This is a genomic window from Saccharothrix coeruleofusca, assembly GCF_017876325.1.
GTDB lineage: Bacteria > Actinomycetota > Actinomycetes > Mycobacteriales > Pseudonocardiaceae > Actinosynnema > Actinosynnema coeruleofuscum.
In genome coordinates this window covers 6487855-6503903 of the sequence record NZ_JAGINV010000001.1, presented here as the reverse complement: position 1 = coordinate 6503903, position 16049 = coordinate 6487855, and the positions used below count along the sequence as shown (strand labels likewise).

16 protein-coding genes are annotated in these 16049 nt (G+C 70.7%); 11 read left to right on the top strand and 5 right to left on the bottom strand.

Going from position 1 to position 16049, the window contains the following annotated elements:
* Window positions 1-11: 11 nt before the first annotated feature.
* Complete coding sequence (locus JOF41_RS29875) at window positions 12-890, top strand: helix-turn-helix domain-containing protein (protein WP_209623384.1); 879 nt, start codon at window positions 12-14, stop codon at window positions 888-890.
* Entirely contained in the window at window positions 871-1092 is a 222-nt protein-coding gene (locus tag JOF41_RS29870; RefSeq protein WP_209623383.1) for a DUF397 domain-containing protein, read from the top strand. Before JOF41_RS29875 ends, JOF41_RS29870 begins: the two co-directional genes overlap by 20 nt.
* Here JOF41_RS29870 and JOF41_RS29865 read toward each other — a convergent pair.
* Window positions 1058-1810, bottom strand: coding sequence for an SDR family NAD(P)-dependent oxidoreductase (locus JOF41_RS29865; RefSeq protein WP_209623382.1), 753 nt, complete (start codon window positions 1808-1810; stop codon window positions 1058-1060). The two genes, JOF41_RS29870 and JOF41_RS29865, sit on opposite strands and share 35 nt — an antisense overlap.
* Before the next feature lie 169 nt (window positions 1811-1979).
* Here JOF41_RS29865 and JOF41_RS29860 point away from each other — a divergent pair, with 169 nt between their 5' ends.
* Window positions 1980-2846 carry a helix-turn-helix domain-containing protein gene (locus tag JOF41_RS29860; protein ID WP_189221677.1) on the top strand — a complete coding sequence of 289 codons (867 nt, stop codon included), beginning with the start codon at window positions 1980-1982 and terminating at the stop codon, window positions 2844-2846.
* A gap of 27 nt (window positions 2847-2873) precedes the next feature.
* Here JOF41_RS29860 and JOF41_RS29855 read toward each other — a convergent pair whose 3' ends face one another.
* Complete coding sequence (locus JOF41_RS29855; protein ID WP_209623381.1) at window positions 2874-3446, bottom strand: PIN domain-containing protein; 573 nt, start codon at window positions 3444-3446, stop codon at window positions 2874-2876.
* A gap of 3 nt (window positions 3447-3449) precedes the next feature.
* Window positions 3450-3938 (bottom strand): helix-turn-helix domain-containing protein, encoded by a 489-nt coding sequence (locus tag JOF41_RS29850; protein WP_189221679.1) that lies wholly within the window; start codon window positions 3936-3938, stop codon window positions 3450-3452.
* A gap of 264 nt (window positions 3939-4202) precedes the next feature.
* Here JOF41_RS29850 and JOF41_RS29845 point away from each other — a divergent pair, with 264 nt between their 5' ends.
* From JOF41_RS29845 to JOF41_RS29825, 5 genes are all read left to right on the top strand, one after another.
* Window positions 4203-4553, top strand: a complete 351-nt coding sequence (locus tag JOF41_RS29845; RefSeq protein WP_209623380.1) for a hypothetical protein — start codon at window positions 4203-4205, stop codon at window positions 4551-4553.
* Window positions 4554-4688: 135 nt separating this feature from the next.
* On the top strand, window positions 4689-6536 hold the full coding sequence (locus tag JOF41_RS29840) for an NHL domain-containing thioredoxin family protein (protein WP_307867567.1): 1848 nt from the start codon (window positions 4689-4691) through the stop codon (window positions 6534-6536).
* 36 nt (window positions 6537-6572) lie between these two features.
* Window positions 6573-6866 carry a GroES family chaperonin gene (locus JOF41_RS29835; protein WP_189221790.1) on the top strand — a complete coding sequence of 98 codons (294 nt, stop codon included), beginning with the start codon at window positions 6573-6575 and terminating at the stop codon, window positions 6864-6866.
* A gap of 659 nt (window positions 6867-7525) precedes the next feature.
* Window positions 7526-9280 (top strand): VanW family protein, encoded by a 1755-nt coding sequence (locus tag JOF41_RS29830; RefSeq protein ID WP_244992333.1) that lies wholly within the window; start codon window positions 7526-7528, stop codon window positions 9278-9280.
* A gap of 54 nt (window positions 9281-9334) precedes the next feature.
* Complete coding sequence (locus tag JOF41_RS29825) at window positions 9335-10123, top strand: DUF1206 domain-containing protein (RefSeq protein WP_229795020.1); 789 nt, start codon at window positions 9335-9337, stop codon at window positions 10121-10123.
* Window positions 10124-10217: 94 nt separating this feature from the next.
* Here JOF41_RS29825 and JOF41_RS29820 read toward each other — a convergent pair whose 3' ends face one another.
* Complete coding sequence (locus tag JOF41_RS29820) at window positions 10218-12056, bottom strand: acyl-CoA dehydrogenase (protein WP_209624525.1); 1839 nt, start codon at window positions 12054-12056, stop codon at window positions 10218-10220.
* A gap of 152 nt (window positions 12057-12208) precedes the next feature.
* Window positions 12209-12844: a response regulator transcription factor gene (locus JOF41_RS29815; RefSeq protein WP_229795022.1), complete on the bottom strand. Its 636-nt coding sequence runs from the start codon at window positions 12842-12844 to the stop codon at window positions 12209-12211.
* A 300-nt stretch (window positions 12845-13144) separates the two neighbouring features.
* On the opposite strand from JOF41_RS29815, the gene JOF41_RS29810 reads away from it, so the two are divergent.
* The 3 genes from JOF41_RS29810 (at window position 13145) to JOF41_RS29800 (ending at window position 16049) form a co-directional block, all read left to right on the top strand.
* The gene (locus tag JOF41_RS29810) at window positions 13145-14662 is read left to right on the top strand and encodes a sodium:solute symporter family protein (protein ID WP_209623378.1); all 1518 of its coding nucleotides are present in this window, start codon (window positions 13145-13147) and stop codon (window positions 14660-14662) included.
* Window positions 14663-14781: 119 nt separating this feature from the next.
* Window positions 14782-15177 (top strand): hypothetical protein, encoded by a 396-nt coding sequence (locus JOF41_RS29805; protein WP_189221684.1) that lies wholly within the window; start codon window positions 14782-14784, stop codon window positions 15175-15177.
* A 170-nt stretch (window positions 15178-15347) separates the two neighbouring features.
* Window positions 15348-16049, top strand: coding sequence for a trimeric intracellular cation channel family protein (locus JOF41_RS29800; protein WP_189221685.1), 702 nt, complete (start codon window positions 15348-15350; stop codon window positions 16047-16049).

Below are 16049 nucleotides of genomic sequence, written 5' to 3'. Positions count from 1 at the left end.
AGAGTGGCGACATGGCGAACACGCAAACCCGACGCAGGCGCAAGCTGGGCGGCTACCTGCAAGAACTCCGCAAGCGGGCGGAATGGACGCCGGAAGCCGTCGCGGAGGCGCTGGGCATCTCGCGGCCCACGGTGAACCGGATGGAGAGCGGCCACACCCGTTGTCGCCGTGCGGAACTCCAGGCGATGCTCGGGTTCTACCGGGCGACCGAGCGGCAGCGCGCCAAGGCGGTTCAACTGTGGGAGGACGCCAAGGACGACGCGGTCAGGATACGTTTCCCCGCACGTAGTTCCAGTGCGTTCCGGAATTTCCTCCAAGCGGAATCAGAAGCGAATTCGCTGGATGTGCTCGACTCGTACGCGGTCTCCGGCCTGCTGCAAACGCCCGACTACGCGCGAGCCGTGCAGAACCCGGCCGCGTCGCCTTTCGAGGAGGAAGCGGCCGAGGTCGAGCGGTACGTGACCTCCCGGCTGGAGCGGCAGCGCAGGCTGACCGGGACCGACCCGCTCCGACTCCGCGCATTCCTCGACGAATCCGTGATCACGCGCGAGATCGGTGGCGTGGACGTGCTGATCGGCCAGCTCGGGCACCTGCTGGAGATGGGCGACCGGGAGAACGTCACCGTCCGGATCCTGCCGTTCGGCCTGGGGGCCTACGGCACCATGTGCGGCGGTGTCACCGTGGTGGACTTCGGCGATTCGGAGGACCCGCCCGTCGTGTATTTGGAGCACGCGGGCGGTGGTGCCTGGGTGGAGGATGGAGAGGCAATTCAGCGCTACGTCCACATGATGCGTGGGCTGGACGCCGTCGCGCTGTCGGAGAGCGCTTCGGCCGAGCTGATCCGACATCGGATGAAGGCACTCGAGGGCGATGACCGTCTACTGGCGTAAGAGCAGTCGATCGGGCGCGGGGGCGAGCAACTGCGTGGAGGTGGCGCGGAGCGCCGAAGAGGTCCGCTTCCGGGACAGCAAGGCACCGGGGGCGGGCCAGCTGGTGTTCGGCGCGGACGGGTTCCAGCGCTTCCGCGCCGCCGTGGCCGCTCAGCTCCCGGCGGACGTCACCACGGCAGGTCCACGTCTTCCCAGCTGGTGAAGGTGCCGGACGGCCCGTCGGGGCCGAGCCGGGCGACGCGCACCACCTCGCGGGCGGCCTCCTCGACCGATTCCGTCCCCTCGAAGTTGACCAGCGCGGTGTTGGCGAACCCCGGCGAGACCAGGTTGACCTTGATGTCGGTGTCCTCCAGCTCGATCATCATCGCCAGCGTCACCGCGTTGAGCGCGGACTTCGACGCGGCGTAGACCGGCTCGAAGGACGAGTGGTAGCGGAAGTTCGGGTCGGCGGCGATCGTCAGCGAGCCGAGCGCGCTCGTGACGTTCACGACGCGCGCGTCCGGTGACCGGCGGAGCAGCGGGAGCATGGCCTGGTACACCGCCAGGACGCCGAAGACGTTCACCTCCCAGACGGCGCGCACCTCGTCGAGGGGGACGACGCTCGCCGCTGACCTGGCGCGCAGTTCGGCCATGGTGGCGCCGGTGCGGGTGGTGGCGATGGCGGCGTTGTTGACCAGGAGGTCGAGCCGACCCGCCTCGTCGCGAATCCGCTGGGCCGCCAAGGCGATCGACGTCGGGTCGGTCACGTCGAGCTGGACCGCCGTGGCCCTCTCGCCGATCATCGCGGCCGCCGCCTCGCCGCGCACGAGGTCGCGGGCGCCCACGAACACCCGCACGCCGTCAGCGGCCAGTTCCTTCGCGACTTGCTCTCCCATTCCCTGGTTGGCGCCGGTGATCAGAGCGATGCGGTTCTCGGGCACTTCGGCCACTCCTCCGATGGACGTTGCGATGCCGGACGAGCGCTCGTGCCGGGGGCAAGCCGCGCTCCCGGCAACCGTGCGCCACCCGCGGCCCACGGGAAAGGCCATCGCGACCCTAGGAACGTCAGTGCCAGTCAGCGCCACGTCGGGAGAACTACGATCGGCGGTGATGACGGCGGAGACCGGCGCGGGAAGCGCGAACCGGCTCGGCGACTACCTGCGCGCTCGACGTGAGCTGGTGTCACCGGGAGCCGTCGGCCTGCCCGAGGACTCGCGGCGCCGGGTTCCGGGATTGCGCCGCGAAGAAGTGGCCATGCTCGCGGGCATCAGCTCGGACTACTACCACCGGCTCGAACAGGGGCGGAACCGGAACCCCTCCGCGCAGGTGCTCGAAGCCATCGCCGGGGTGCTGCGACTGGACGAGTCCTCCACCGAGCACCTGCTCGAACTGGGTGCCGCCAGGCCGCGCCCGCGTCGCACCCCACGCCGCCGGGAGACCGTCGCCCCCCGGATCGTGGAACTGGTCCACTCGCTCACCATGCCCGCGTTCGTCGGCGGGCGGTACCTGGACGTGCTCGCGAGCAATTCGCTCGCGCGCGCCCTCTCCCCGGAGTTCGAAACCGGTGAGAACCTGCTGCGCGCGGCCTTCCTCGGCACGGAGGGGCGAGTGCGCTTCGACCAGCGCGAGATGGTCGCGATGTTCCGCAAGCGCGTGGGAACCGACCTCGACGACCCGCGGGTCGTGCGGCTGGTGGGAGAGCTGTCGCTGGCCAGCGCCGCGTTCCAGCGGGCGTGGGCCCGCCACGACGTGCGGCCCGCCCGAGGCGGACCCGTTCACGTCGACCACCCCCAGGTCGGCCCGATGGAGCTGAACCTCTCCAAGCTCGTCGTCGACGACATCGGCGACCAGTGGCTGGTCGTCTACCACCCCGCCGCCGAACACCCGGAGAGCGCGGACCGGCTCGCCCTGCTCGCCTCCCTGGTCGCACGGGTTCGCCCCACGTCGAGGGAGGACGTCCCCTCGGCGCGGGAGTGAACCGCGCGGCGACTTGTGACGGGCGTGTCAGTCTCTCCAGATACCGAAGCGGTGCTCGTTGCGACAAGCTGCCGCGAACCTCGGGCACCCGTGCCCCGCGTTGCCGAGTACGTCGAGCAGGTCCTCCACTGAGCGCGGGTACTTCCGGTAGCGGGACGTCTGGCGTCGCAGAGCTGCCAGGACGGCTCCGGGTGCCAGGTCCAGTTGGTCCTGGAGGAAGTCGTCCTGGTGCATGGCGATGATGTCGTAGGGGTCGAGCGCGGCTTTGGGAAAGTCTTTCAGGTTCTCGGTGACCAGCACCTCCGCCCCGCCGCGTACCGCTGCGGCGAGAACGTGCCGGTCCTTCGGGTGGTTGCTCATCGCGTCCACCAAACCCTCGTACCCGAGGACCTCAGCATCGGGGAAGTGGTGGCTCATCCGATCGAGCCTGCGAGCGACTTGCTCCTCGGACACCCCCCGCTTCCGAAGATTGCGCTCCAGTTCGGTGAGCACGTCCCCCGACCACAGGGGGCGGTAGATGCCGCACTCCGCGATGCTCAACACCGTGTCGCACAGGTAGGGCTTGAACAGCACGCAGGCGTCAAAGAAAACGGGAAACAAGGATCACCTGTCGTCGTCCGTGGGCATCCGCTCGAACGGTTCGTCCAAGGGGATGTCGTACAGCCCGTCCTCCTCGCTGGTGCGCACCATGTCGTCCAACCCCGCCGCGCGGGACCGACGAGCGCGCTCGCGGTAGGCGAGGAGGTCCGCCAAGCGCACTCGACGGTGTCGGTTCGGCTGTTCATAAGGGATTTCACCTGCTTCGAGCAGGCGCACCAGAGTCGGTCGTGAAACACCCAAGAGGTGGGCGGCCTCGCTCGTGGTCAACACGGTGTGCTGAGGGGCGACGGTGATCGCCAGCCCTTGCGACATGGCGGCCACCACATCCCGCAGCACCTCGAACACCTCGGGAGGCAGTTCCAGCCGGGTGCCGTCGGGGGCGATGAGGCTGGCGTTTTCGTGGCCATGCCTGGCCAGCGCGGCAACCCACGGCGACAAGCTCTCCGGACTGGCCGGTGGCAATACCGTTCGTTCGCACGCTGCCGCTGTCATGGTCGCCAGTGTAGTGGAAAACGAACAAAACGAAAGCCGGGTCAGCTGGATGGGGTCGCGAGATGCCTCCAGGCGTCGTGCTGCCCCTCATGACGACTGATCGAGGCCGTGCCCGTGTCCGCGCCCCTGAACTGGTCGGCCGAGGCCGGCTGGACACCGACGACCACCACGCGGTCCGAGCGAGCCGCCAAGTCGGCAGGCGACCGCCGGGATCGTCACCGCGTACGACAACGCCAAAGCCCGCCCGCCCCTGGGAGGACAACCGTGAAGCTCGTCGACGACGTCAGGGACGCCCTGCTCGGGCTGGCACTCGAAAGCACCCGAGGAATTGCCATCACGGGCTTCGACGCCGACCACACCACCGGATCGATCCTCGGCCGCCCCCGCGTGCGGTTCACCGTCGCGGATGGCCCCAACGCGGGTTCGTACCTGGCCACTGCCGAGTCGCTGACCCCCGTTGGCCCTGATGGTGGCAACGACGCCGCGGCCTTGTCCGGGTGGTACGCGGGCCTCATCCGCACCCACGTGTGCGAACTGGCGGCCACCTCCGCCCTGCCCTCGACGCGGGGAGCGTCTGTGATCTGGGAGCCTTGGGTGATCCTGCGCGAGCACTGAAGTGCTCCGTCACGGACACGTGCCCGGTAGTAGTTACCGGCCCATTTGGACACGTCGGGTGGTACTTGCCGGTGTGGGGAGTCCACATGGTGGGCGGCGAAATACCGAAGCCTGGACGTCGTGTTCACTTCGGGTGTGACGACCGCCCACCGCCGCCGTGCCCGTGTCCGCGCCCCCGAACTCGTCGGTCGGGGCTGGCTGAACACCGGTGACCGGGAGGTCCGGCTCAAGGACCTGCGCGGCAAGGTCGTGCTGCTGGACTTCTGGACCTTCTGCTGCATCAACTGCCTGCACGTGCTGGACGAGCTGCGCCCGCTGGAGGCCGAGTTCGCCGACGTGCTGGTCACGATCGGCGTGCACTCGCCCAAGTTCGTCCACGAGGCCGACGCCGAAGCGCTCAGGGCCGCCGTGGAGCGCTACGAGGTGCACCACCCGGTGCTGGACGACCCCGAGCTGACCACCTGGCAGAACTACGCCGTGAAGGCGTGGCCGACGCTGGTCGTGGTCGACCCCGAGGGCTACGTCGTGCACGTCGCCGCCGGTGAGGGGCACCTGGACGCGCTGCGGCAGGTGGTCGGCGAGCTGGTCGCCGAGCACGAGGCCAAGGGCACGCTGCACCGGGGCGACGGCCCGTACGTGGCCCCGCCGCCCGCGTCCACCACGCTGCGGTTCCCGGCCAAGGCCGTGCTGACGCCGCGCGGCACGCTGCTGGTCAGCGACTCCGCCCACCACAGCCTGGTCGAGCTGGAAGCCGACGGCGAGACCGTGCTCCGGCGCATCGGCACCGGCGAGCGCGGCAGGCAGGACGGGCTGCGGCCGAGCTTCTCCGAGCCCGCCGGGATCGCGCTGCTGCCCGAGGACGTGGCCGCGCGGGTCGGCTACCACGCGGTCGTCGCCGACACGGTGAACCACCTGCTGCGCGGCCTGGACCTGGACACCGGCGAGGTCACCACGGTCGCGGGCACCGGCGAGCAGTGGCGCGACGGCGCCACCGGCGGCCCGGCCCGCGCGGTCGACCTCACCAGCCCGTGGGACGTGGCCTGGTGGGAACCGGCGGGCGGGGTGGCCGTGGCGCTGGCGGGCAACCACACGCTGGGCCTGTTCAAGCCGCTGGAGGGCACCTTCGAGCGGCTCGCGGGCACCACCGTTGAGGGGCTGAGCGACGGCCCGGCGCTGGAGGCGTTCTTCGCCCAGACCTCCGGCCTGGCGGCGGACGGCGACCGGCTGTGGCTGGTCGACTCGGAGACCTCCGCGCTGCGCTGGCTGGACGCCGACCGCACCGTGCACACCGCCATCGGCCGGGGCCTGTTCGACTTCGGCCACCGCGACGGGGCCGCCGACCAGGCGCTGCTCCAGCACCCGCTGGGGGTCACCGCGCTGCCGGACGGCTCGGTGGTCGTCGCCGACACCTACAACGGCGCGATCCGCCGCTACGACCCCGCCACGGGCGAGGTGTCGACGGTGGCCGACGACATCGCCGAGCCGTCGGACGTCGTGCTGGTGGACGGGGAGCTGGTGGTGGTCGCCTCGGCGGCGCACCGGCTGGAGCGGCCGGTGGCGCCGGGCGCGCGGCTGGTCACCGGTGACGCGCACCGGGTGCGCAGGCCGCCGACCGAGATCGCCGGGGGCGAGCTGGAGCTGGCCGTGGTGTTCACCCCGCCCGCCGGGCAGAAGCTGGACGACCGCTACGGCCCGTCCACCCGCCTGGAGATCACCAGCTCGCCGCCCGAGCTGCTGGTCGAGGGCGCGGGCGTGGGCACCGACCTGGTGCGCGTGCTGCGCGTGGCCGAGGGGATCACCGAGGGCGTGCTGCACGTCGTGGCGCAGGCCGCGAGCTGCACGGACGACCCCGCCGTGGAACACCCCGTGTGCAAGCTCACCCGTCAGGACTGGGGCGTACCCGTGCGGGTGACAGCGGCCGGTCCGCGCAGACTGCCCCTGATGATGGGCGGGCTGGACGACGGCGCTCCGGCGGGCACGTAGACTCTTCGAGTGCCCGATGTCAAGCTCGAGATCCAAATGCTCCACGACCGCGTCCTGGTGCGCATCTCGCCCGAGGACGGCGAGCGCCGCAGCAGCGGAGGCATCGTGATCCCGGCCACAGCCCAGATGGCCAGGCGGTTGGCCTGGGGCGACGTGCACGGTGTCGGCACCGGCGTGCGGCACGTCAAGGTCGGCGACCGGGTGCTGTTCAACCCCGAGGACCAGCTGGAGGTCGAGGTCCAGGGCCAGACCTACCTGGTCATGCGAGAGCGGGACGTGCACGCCACCGCCACCGAGCGGACCGACCACGGGACGGGTCTTTACCTCTGAGCGGCCCCGAACGTGATCGTCACGTGACGGCGTTCGGGTATTCAGTCCCATGACCTTGCGGAGAGGCAAGAGGGGGAGCGGTGCCGGAGAAGCAGCGACCGGAGTACGACGCTGAGCGGACCACGGCCATGGAGCCGGTCCGCCCGTCGGACACCGCTTCGGAGCGCACCACGAAGATTCCCGCCTCGGCGGTCCACGAGGCCGCCTGGCCCTCCGAGGAGCCCGACGCGGAGCCGGACCAGGGGGCCGCGCCGACGGTGCGCAACGTGTCACCCCCGACCGAGGTCACCCGTTCGGGAACCGCGTCGAGTGAGGTCACGCGCGCCCTCAACCCGCCCCAGCCGGAGCAGCCGACCGCCCAGCTGCCCGCGCCCCAGCAGCAGCCTCAAGAGCAGCAGCCTCAACAGCAGCAATCTCAACAGCCCCAGCCCCAGCCCCAGCAGCAGTCGCCCTGGCAGCAGGCATCCCAGCAGCAGACGCAGCAGCAACAGCAGCCTCAGCGGCAGGCCGCGCAGGAGCAGCCCACGCAGGTGGCCCGCCCCTCCTCCGCCGAGGAGACCACGGTCTTCGCCACCCCGGTCCTGCCGCCCCAGCCGGAGCAGAACCCCGGCCAGAATTCCGGGCAGCCCGACGAGCAGGCCACCGTGCTCGGCCCGGTCATGGTCGAGCAGGGCGAGGACGGCAGGCCGCTCGACGAGGCCGAGCGGGAGCGGGAGCGCCGCCGCAAGCTGCGCCGGGGCGGTCTGGTCGCCGCCGCGGTGCTGGGCGTGCTGGTCGTCCTCTACGGCCTGGACATCCTGGTCTCCAGCGGCAACGTGCCGCGCGGCGTCACCGTGGCGGGCGTGGACGTGGGCGGGATGAGCCCCGCCGAGGCCGAGGCCAAGCTGCGCGCGGAGATCGAGCCGCGGCTGTCCCGGCCGATCGCCGCCAAGGCGGGTGACGTCGAGACGCAGCTGGACCCGAAGGCCGCCGGGCTGGAGCTGGACTGGGTGGGCACGCTGGACCGCGCGGGCAGCCAGCCGCTGTCCCCGTTCACCCGCCTCACCTCGTTCTTCACCTCCCGCGAGGTCGGCTTCGCCACGCGCAGCGACGAGGCCAAGCTGACCGCCGCGCTGGAGGGCCTGCGCGGCACCACCGACCACGCCCCGGCCGAGGGCACCATCCGGTTCGAGGGCGCCACGCCGGTCCCGGTCGACCCCAAGCAGGGCCAGCAGCTGGACGTGCCCGGCGCGGCCAAGAAGGTGCTGGCCGACTGGGCGGACGGCGGCGCGGTCGAGCTGCCGGTGACCACCACCCCGGTGAAGACCACCAAGGAGGGCGTGCAGAAGACCCTCGAAGAGGTCGCCAAGCCCGCCGTCGCCGCGCCCGTGGTGATCAAGGGCCAGGGCAAGGACGCGACGCTGGCGCCGGAGAACCTGGCCGCCGCGCTGGTGTTCGAGCCGGGCGAGGGCGGCGCGCTCAACGCCAAGGTCGACAACGGCAAGGTGGTCGAGGCCGCCGGGCCGCAGCTGAAGTCGACCGAGAAGGAGGGCAAGGACGCCCAGATCGTGTTCGAGAGCGGCCGTCCCGTGGTCAAGGAGTCGGTGGACGGCGTCGGCATCGACTGGGACAAGTCCCTCAACGGCTTCCTCGACGTGCTCAAGCGGGCCGACAACCGCCAGGTCAACGCGGAGTACAAGCACACGCCCGCCAAGGTGACCACCGAGCAGGCCAACAAGATGGGCATCAAGGAGATCATCGGGGAGTTCTCCACCGGTGGCTTCGCGGCCGACTCGGGCGTGAACATCCGGGTGGTGGCGGAGAAGGTCAACGGCGCGATCGTCAAGCCGGGCGAGACCTTCAGCCTCAACGGCTACACCGGTCCGCGCGGCCTCGCGCAGGGCTACGTGGAGGCGGGCATCATCGAGAACGGCGCTCCCGGCCGCGCGGTCGGCGGCGGCATCTCGCAGTTCGCCACCACGCTCTACAACGCCGCGTACAACGCGGGCATGAAGGACGCCGGGCACACCGAGCACAGCTACTGGATCTCCCGCTACCCGGCGGGCCGCGAGGCCACCGTGTTCATGGACGCGGCGGGCAACAGCATCATCGACATCAAGTTCACCAACCCCGACGACACCGGCGTGGCGATCCAGACCATCTGGACGCCCTCGTCGATCAGGATCGTGCTGTGGGGGACGAAGAACTACGACGTCACCGGCTCCACCAGCGAGCGGTCGAACTTCACCGAGCCCAGGGAGATCAAGAAGAACACCCAGCCTTGCGCGCCCAGCGCCGGGGCGCAGGGCTTCACGGTGACCGACACCCGCACCATCCGCGACCGGCGGACCGGGCAGACCAAGAGCGAGACCCGCACGGTGAAGTACGACCCGTCACCGAAGATCGTCTGCGAGCCCCCGCCCACGGGCGGCTGATTCACGGTAGCCACGGACGGGTATCACCCGTCCGTGGCTACTACTGGCAGTGAGGTGCGGAGACACCCGGCGGTTCAACTGCTCGGCCGGGCGGGCATGGTCTGCTACGGGGTCGTCCACGTCCTGCTGGCGGTGCTGACCGCGCAGGTGGTGCTGGGCGACAGCGGCGAGCGGACCGACCAGAAGGGCGCCGTCGCGGAGATCGCGCGCACACCGCTGGGGCCGGTGCTGCTGTGGGTCCTGGCGATCGGTCTGTTCGCGTTCGCGGGCTGGCAGCTCGCGATGGCCGTCAGCGGCTACACCTGGGTCACCGAGCGGCGCAAGCGGCTCTACCGGCGGGCGGGCTCGGTGGGCCGGGCCATCACCGGTGTGGTGATCGGCATCGCCGCCCTGACCTACGCGCTGGGCAGCTCCTCCAGCGACTCGACCGCGCAGCAGCAGACGCTGACCGCGAAGGTGCTCGCCATGCCCGGCGGGCAGTTCCTGGTCGGCGTGGTCGCCGCGGGGATCATCTGGCTCGGTCTGGCGGTGGGCCGCAAGGGCGTGAAGAAGTCCTTCGAGGACGACCTGGACATGGCCGAGCTGCCCGCGGGCACGCAGCGGTGGGTGGAGCGGCTGGGCCGCGTCGGCTGGATCGGCAAGGGCCTGGCCTACGTGCTCATCGGCGTCCTGGTCGGCCTGGCCGCGATCAACGCCGACCCGCAGCAGTCCGGCGGCATGGACAAGGCGCTGCACACGCTGGCCGCGCAGCCCTACGGGGTGTTCGTGCTGGCGCTGATCGCGCTGGGCTTCCTCGGCTTCGGCGTCTACTGCTTCGCCGCCGCCAAGGCGCACAAGGGCTGACCCCCGTCCCGACTCCCGGCCCCGGACAGCGGTTCCGGACAGCAGAAGGGCGGCACCCCACGGGGTGCCGCCCTTCGCTCACCGCGGGAGCGGGTCAGAAAGCCGACTCGTCGATGTCCATCAGCGAGTTGTCGGTCGCCTCGGTCACCTTGCGGCGGGCCGACAGCTCCGGCAGGACCGTCCTGGCGAAGAACGACGCCACGGCGACCTTGCCCTCGTAGAACGCCTTGTCCTTGGCCGACGGGGAGCCGCCCAGCTTGGCCAGCGCCACCTCGGCCTGGCGCAGCAGCAGCCAGCCCACCAGCACGTCGCCCGCGGTCATCAGCAGGCGCACCGAGTTCTGGCCGACCTTGTAGAGGTTGCGCACGTCCTCCTGCGCGGAGGTCAGGAAGCCGACCATCGCGCCCAGCATGCCCTGCAGGTCCTCCAGGCCCTGCTTGAGCAGCGCCCGCTCCTCCTTCAGGCGACCGTTGCCGCCCTCGTTGTCGAGGAACTTCTGGATCTCGCCGCTGAGGAAGCCCAGCGCCTGGCCCTTGTCGCGGATGATCTTGCGGAAGAAGAAGTCCAGCGACTGGATGGCGGTGGTGCCCTCGTACAGGGAGTCGATCTTCGAGTCGCGGATGTACTGCTCGATCGGGTACTCCTGCAGGAAGCCCGAGCCGCCCAGCGTCTGCAGCGACTGCGCGAGCTGCTCGTAGGCGCGCTCGGAGCCGACGCCCTTGACGATCGGCAGCAGCAGGTCGTTGACCTTCTCCGCCAGCTCCTTGTCCGCCCCGCCCAGCGCGACGCGGTCCTGGAAGGTGGCGGTGTAGAGGTACACCGCGCGCATCCCCTCGGCGTAGGCCTTCTGCAGCATCAGGCTGCGGCGCACGTCCGGGTGGTGGGTGATGGTGACCCGCGGCGCGGTCTTGTCGGTCATCCGGGTCAGGTCGGCGCCCTGCACCCGCTCCTTGGCGTAGGCCAGGGCGTTGAGGTAGCCGGTGGACAGGGTGGCGATGGCCTTGGTGCCGACCATCATCCGGGCGTACTCGATGACCTGGAACATCTGCGCGATGCCGTCGTGCACCTCGCCCAGCAGCCAGCCCTTGGCCGGGGTGCCGTGCTGGCCGAAGGTCAGCTCGCAGGTGGTGGAGACCTTCAGGCCCATCTTGTGCTCGACGTTGGTGACGAAGGCGCCGTTGCGCTCGCCGGTCGGCTCGCCGGTCTCCGGGTCGAAGTGGAACTTCGGGACCAGGAACAGCGACAGGCCCTTGGTGCCGGGGCGGCCCTCGATGCCGGGGCCCTCGGGGCGGGCCAGCACCAGGTGCATGATGTTCTCGGTCATGTCCTGGTCGGCGGAGGTGATGAACCGCTTCACGCCGTCGATGTGCCAGGTGCCGTCCTCCTGGAGCACGGCCTTGGTGCGGCCGGCGCCCACGTCGGAACCGGCGTCGGGCTCGGTGAGCACCATGGTGGCGCCCCAGCCGCGCTCGATCATGATCTCGGCCCAGCGCTTCTGCTGCTCGGTGCCGTTGCGGTGCACGATCGAGGCGAAGCTCGGGCCCGCCAGGTACATGAACAGCGCGGGGTTGGAGCCGAGGATCAGCTCGGCGGCGGCCCACTGCACCGACGGCGGGGTGCCGTAGCCACCCAGCTCCTCCGGCAGGAACAGGCGGTACCACTCGCCGTCCCAGACCGCCTGGTAGGACTTCTTGAACGACTCGGGCAGCGTGGCCGAGTGCGTCTTCGGGTCGAACACGGGCGGGTTGCGGTCCGAGTCGGTGAAGGACTCCGCCAGCGGGCCGACCGCCAGGTTGTTCAGCTCGGCCAGCACGCCGCGCGCGGTGTCCTCGTCGGACTGCTCGAACGGCCCCGTGCCGAGGTGGTCCTGCACGTTGAAGACCTCGAAGAGGTTGAACTCGAGGTCCCGGACGTTGCTCTTGTAGTGACCCATCTCGTCGCTCACTCCATACAAGGTCGGGGACGTCCCCTACTGACCGGTAACAACAGGGTATTACCTGTCAGTAACCTGGGCAAGGGGACGCCCCCGGTTGTGGGTGAACAGCCAGGGACGGCGGTCAGGGGCGGACGGTCAGGGGTGGACGGTCAGGGGTTGAGCCTCCCGGTGAGCAGGCCGGACTGGTAGGCCAGCGAGACGGCGTGCGTGCGGTCGCGGGCCCGCAGCTTGCGCAGGATGTTCTTCACGTGCGTGCGCACCGTCTCCACCGACACGTAGAGCTCGTCGGCCACCGCCTGGTTCTCCAGGCCCTCCGCGATCAGCCGCAGCACTTCATACTCCCGTCGGGACAGCGCCCGGCGCGACCCCGCCTCGACGGCGGGGGTGAACCCGGCCGCCAGCGGCGCCAGCGTCGGGTCCAGGTACAACCGCTCCTGATGGGTCCGCAGGATCGCGTGCACCACCTCCGCGGGCTCGGCCGCCCTCGGCACCAGGCCGCGCACCCCCGAGCCCAGCGCGGTGCGCACGAACTTCACCGTCCGGTGCGGCTCCCGCACCAGCGAGACGACCGCCACCCGCGGCGCGGCCGTCATCAGCTCGCTCGCCAGGCAGCCCTGCGCGTCGAGCACCGAGTCCACCAGCAGCACGTCCGGCGCGAGCTGCTCGCACAGCCGCAGCGCGTGCTCCACCCGGCCCGCCGCGCCCAGCCAGCGCACCCCCGCCGTGCGGCGCACCACCGCGCACACGCCCTCGCGGTACAGCGGAACGGGGTCGACCAGCGCCACACCCGGTTCCGCGGCAGCGCTCGCCGACGCGGACGAACCCCCGCTTACGCCGTTTGCCATGCCGGTGGGAGTGCCCGCCCCGCGCGGCATGACGCAACTTCCACCGAGAAGTTTTCGCAGGTCCCCGGTCACATACATGAACAAGAATCACGAATGTGACTCAGTTGACCGGTGTGGCCTTCCGCACACCTCCACGGCCTCGTAAGACCTAGGTCACAGACCCATGCGGAGGCGCACCGCCGCACCGCCGCCCGCCACCGGCGTGCCGCCACTCGTGGGACGAGCACCCAGGGAGGTCTCATGGGCACCCTCGACTGGATCGTCGTCGGCGGGTACTTCTTCGTGATGGTGGCGATCGGCTACTGGTCGCGCGGGCGGATCAGGAACATCGCGGACTTCTTCACCGCCGGCGGCCGGATGCCCTGGTGGCTGTCCGGCATCTCCCACCACATGTCCGGCTACAGCGCGGTCATGTTCGTCGCCTTCGCCGCCGAGGCCTACCGGCTGGGCCTGACCGTCTACGTGTGGTGGTCGCTGACGATCGGCGTCGGGGTGGGCATCGGCGCCTTCCTGTGGGCGGGCGCGTGGAACCGCCTGCGCGCCAAGCACGGCGTCAAATCGCCCCTGGAGTACCTGGCCCGCCGCTACAACGTGCCCGCCCAGCAGCTCATGGCCTGGGCGGGCGCGGCGCTCAAGGTGGTCGACATCGCCGCCAAGTGGGTCGCCGTCGCCCTGCTGCTCCAGGGCTTCGCGGGCGTCGACGTCAAGCTCGGCATCCTGCTCGTCGGCGTGGTCACCATGGTCTACTCGGTGCTCGGCGGCCTGTGGGCGGACGCGCTCACCGACTTCGGCCAGTTCATCATCCAGGGCTTGGCGGGCATCGCCATGTTCATCGCCGTCGCCGCCCACTTCGGCGGCATCGACTTCATGTGGGAGATCTGGGACCGGCTGCCCGAGTCGCACAGCGACCCGCTGTCCGGCCAGTACACGCTGATCTTCTTCATGGCGCTGTTCCTGATCAAGACCCTGGAGTACAACGGCGGCATGTGGAACCTGGCGCAGCGCTACATGGCCGCGCCCTCCGGCGCCGCCGCCAAGCGCTCCGCGCTGCTGTCCAGCGCCCTGTGGCTGATCTGGCCGCTGGTGCTGTTCTTCCCCATGTGGGCGGCCCCGCTCATCGTGCCCGGCATGGAGGCCAACGCCGAGCAGGCCTACGTGGAGATGGGCAAGGCCATGCTCCCGGCGGGCATGGTCGGCCTGGTGCTGGCCGGGTTCTTCTCGCACACCATGGCCATGGTCTCCTCCGACGCCAACGTCATCTCCGCGGTGATCACCCGCGACATGCTGCCCAGGCTGTGGAAGCGGGCGACCCGGCTCTCCGAACCCGCGCAGCTCCAACTCGCCCGCATCACCACGTTCGCGTTCATCGGGCTGAGTATGACCATCGCGCTCACCGCCGACACCAAGGGCTTCGTGCTCAAGGTGGTCATCGCCCTCGTCGCGGCCACCATGGGGCCCATCGCCATCCCGCTGATGCTGGGCCTGCTGCCCTGGTTCCGCCGGATCGGCCCCACCGCCGCCATCGCCTCCGTCATCGGCGGCCTGGCCACCTGGGCCTACCTCTACGTCGAGCAGCAGAACAAGACCGAGTGGGTCACCCAGGCGGTGATCGTCTCCGCGCCGCTGGTCGTGTCCCTGGTGCTCTACCTGGTCGTCGGCCTGCTCAAGCCGGAGCCCTCCGCCGACCGCGACGCCCTGGTCGGCTCGCTCCAGCGGGACGACCCGGACGTGCCGTCAGACGCGGCGATCCGCGCCTGACGGCACGCGGGGCAGCCGCCCGACTCCCGTGCGGGCGGCTGCCCCCGTGTGATCGAGGTCCACCGTGGCGTGCGTCATCCACTGCTGCCGAACCGCGGCTTCCTCTCCACCCTGGAGCCATGACGACGTGGCAGCCGCAGGGCGAGGCCGAGTTGTCCGCCGGGTGGCGGCTCTGGCTGGAGTTGAGCACCCGGCTGTGGCCCGACGGCGACTGGGACGGCACCCCCGCCGAAGCGGTGCGCGCCCTGCGGGCGCTGTCGGCCGCCTGCGGCGAGATCCACGCCGCCTACCTGGAGTCCGGCGCACCCCGCTCGGCGCAGGTGGTGGGCCTGCTGCACTCCGTGGTGTTCGCCGCCAGCCTGCCCGTGGGCCTGTGGCAGGACGACCGCGCCCCGCTGGACGCCGACCGGGCAGCCCTGCTGCACAGCGACCTGTCCGGCTTCGTCGACCACGTCGCGGGCGTCCGCGCGGTGCTGGCGCGCGGCGGCGGGTGGGCCGAGCTGGAAAGCCGGTGACCGCCGGACCGGTCGGCGCGGGCCGGCACCTCGGAATCCTCGACGAAGGCGGTGCGTTGGGGCTCTGACCCGTTCGCGCACAGTTCTTACCCCTTCGGCACTGCAAGCCCCAGCGGCACGCGCACGCCAGTACCTTCGCCTGGTGCACTTCTCCCCGCTGAGGTTCGCTCGTGTTGCTCCTTGAGATCGTCGGGATCGTCGCGTCCGCCTTCGTAGGAGCGTCCCACGCCGTCCGAGCTCGCGCGGACCTGTTCGGAGTGGTGGTGGCGGCCATCGTCACCGCCATCGGCGGCGGCCTCCTGCGCGACGTCCTGCTCGGCATCCACCCGTCGACCGTGCTGACCACCTGGTGGTACGCCGCGGTCAGCACCGCCGTCGCGGTGCTCGTCTTCTCCCTCTACCCGAGGCTGACCGGGCTGCGCCTGTCGGTCGAGTTCGGCGACGCCCTCGGACTGGCCGCGTTCTCCCTCGCAGGCGCCGCCCGCGCCGTGGAGCACGGCCTCCCGATCCACCTCGCGGGCCTCATCGGCATGGTCAACGGCGTCGGCGGGGGGATGCTGCGGGACATGATGCTCGGGCGCGTCCCCTTCGTGCTGCGCGAGGAGATCTACGCCCTGCCCGCCATGGGCGGTTCACTGCTGTTCGCCTCCGGGATCGCCCCCGAAGCGGCCGTCGCGGGCCTCATCGTGGGCGTCCGGATGGCCGCCGTCGTGTTCAAGTGGAAGCTGCCCACCGGCCGCACCGAGCGCCGCCTGCCGGAAAGCGACCTGGAACGCACCATGCGGATCCCCCGCTACACCCCGACGCACGACCAGACAGTGGTCCTGCGCCGCGTCCCCCCACCGCACAACCCGCCCCGCCGCGTGGCCTGA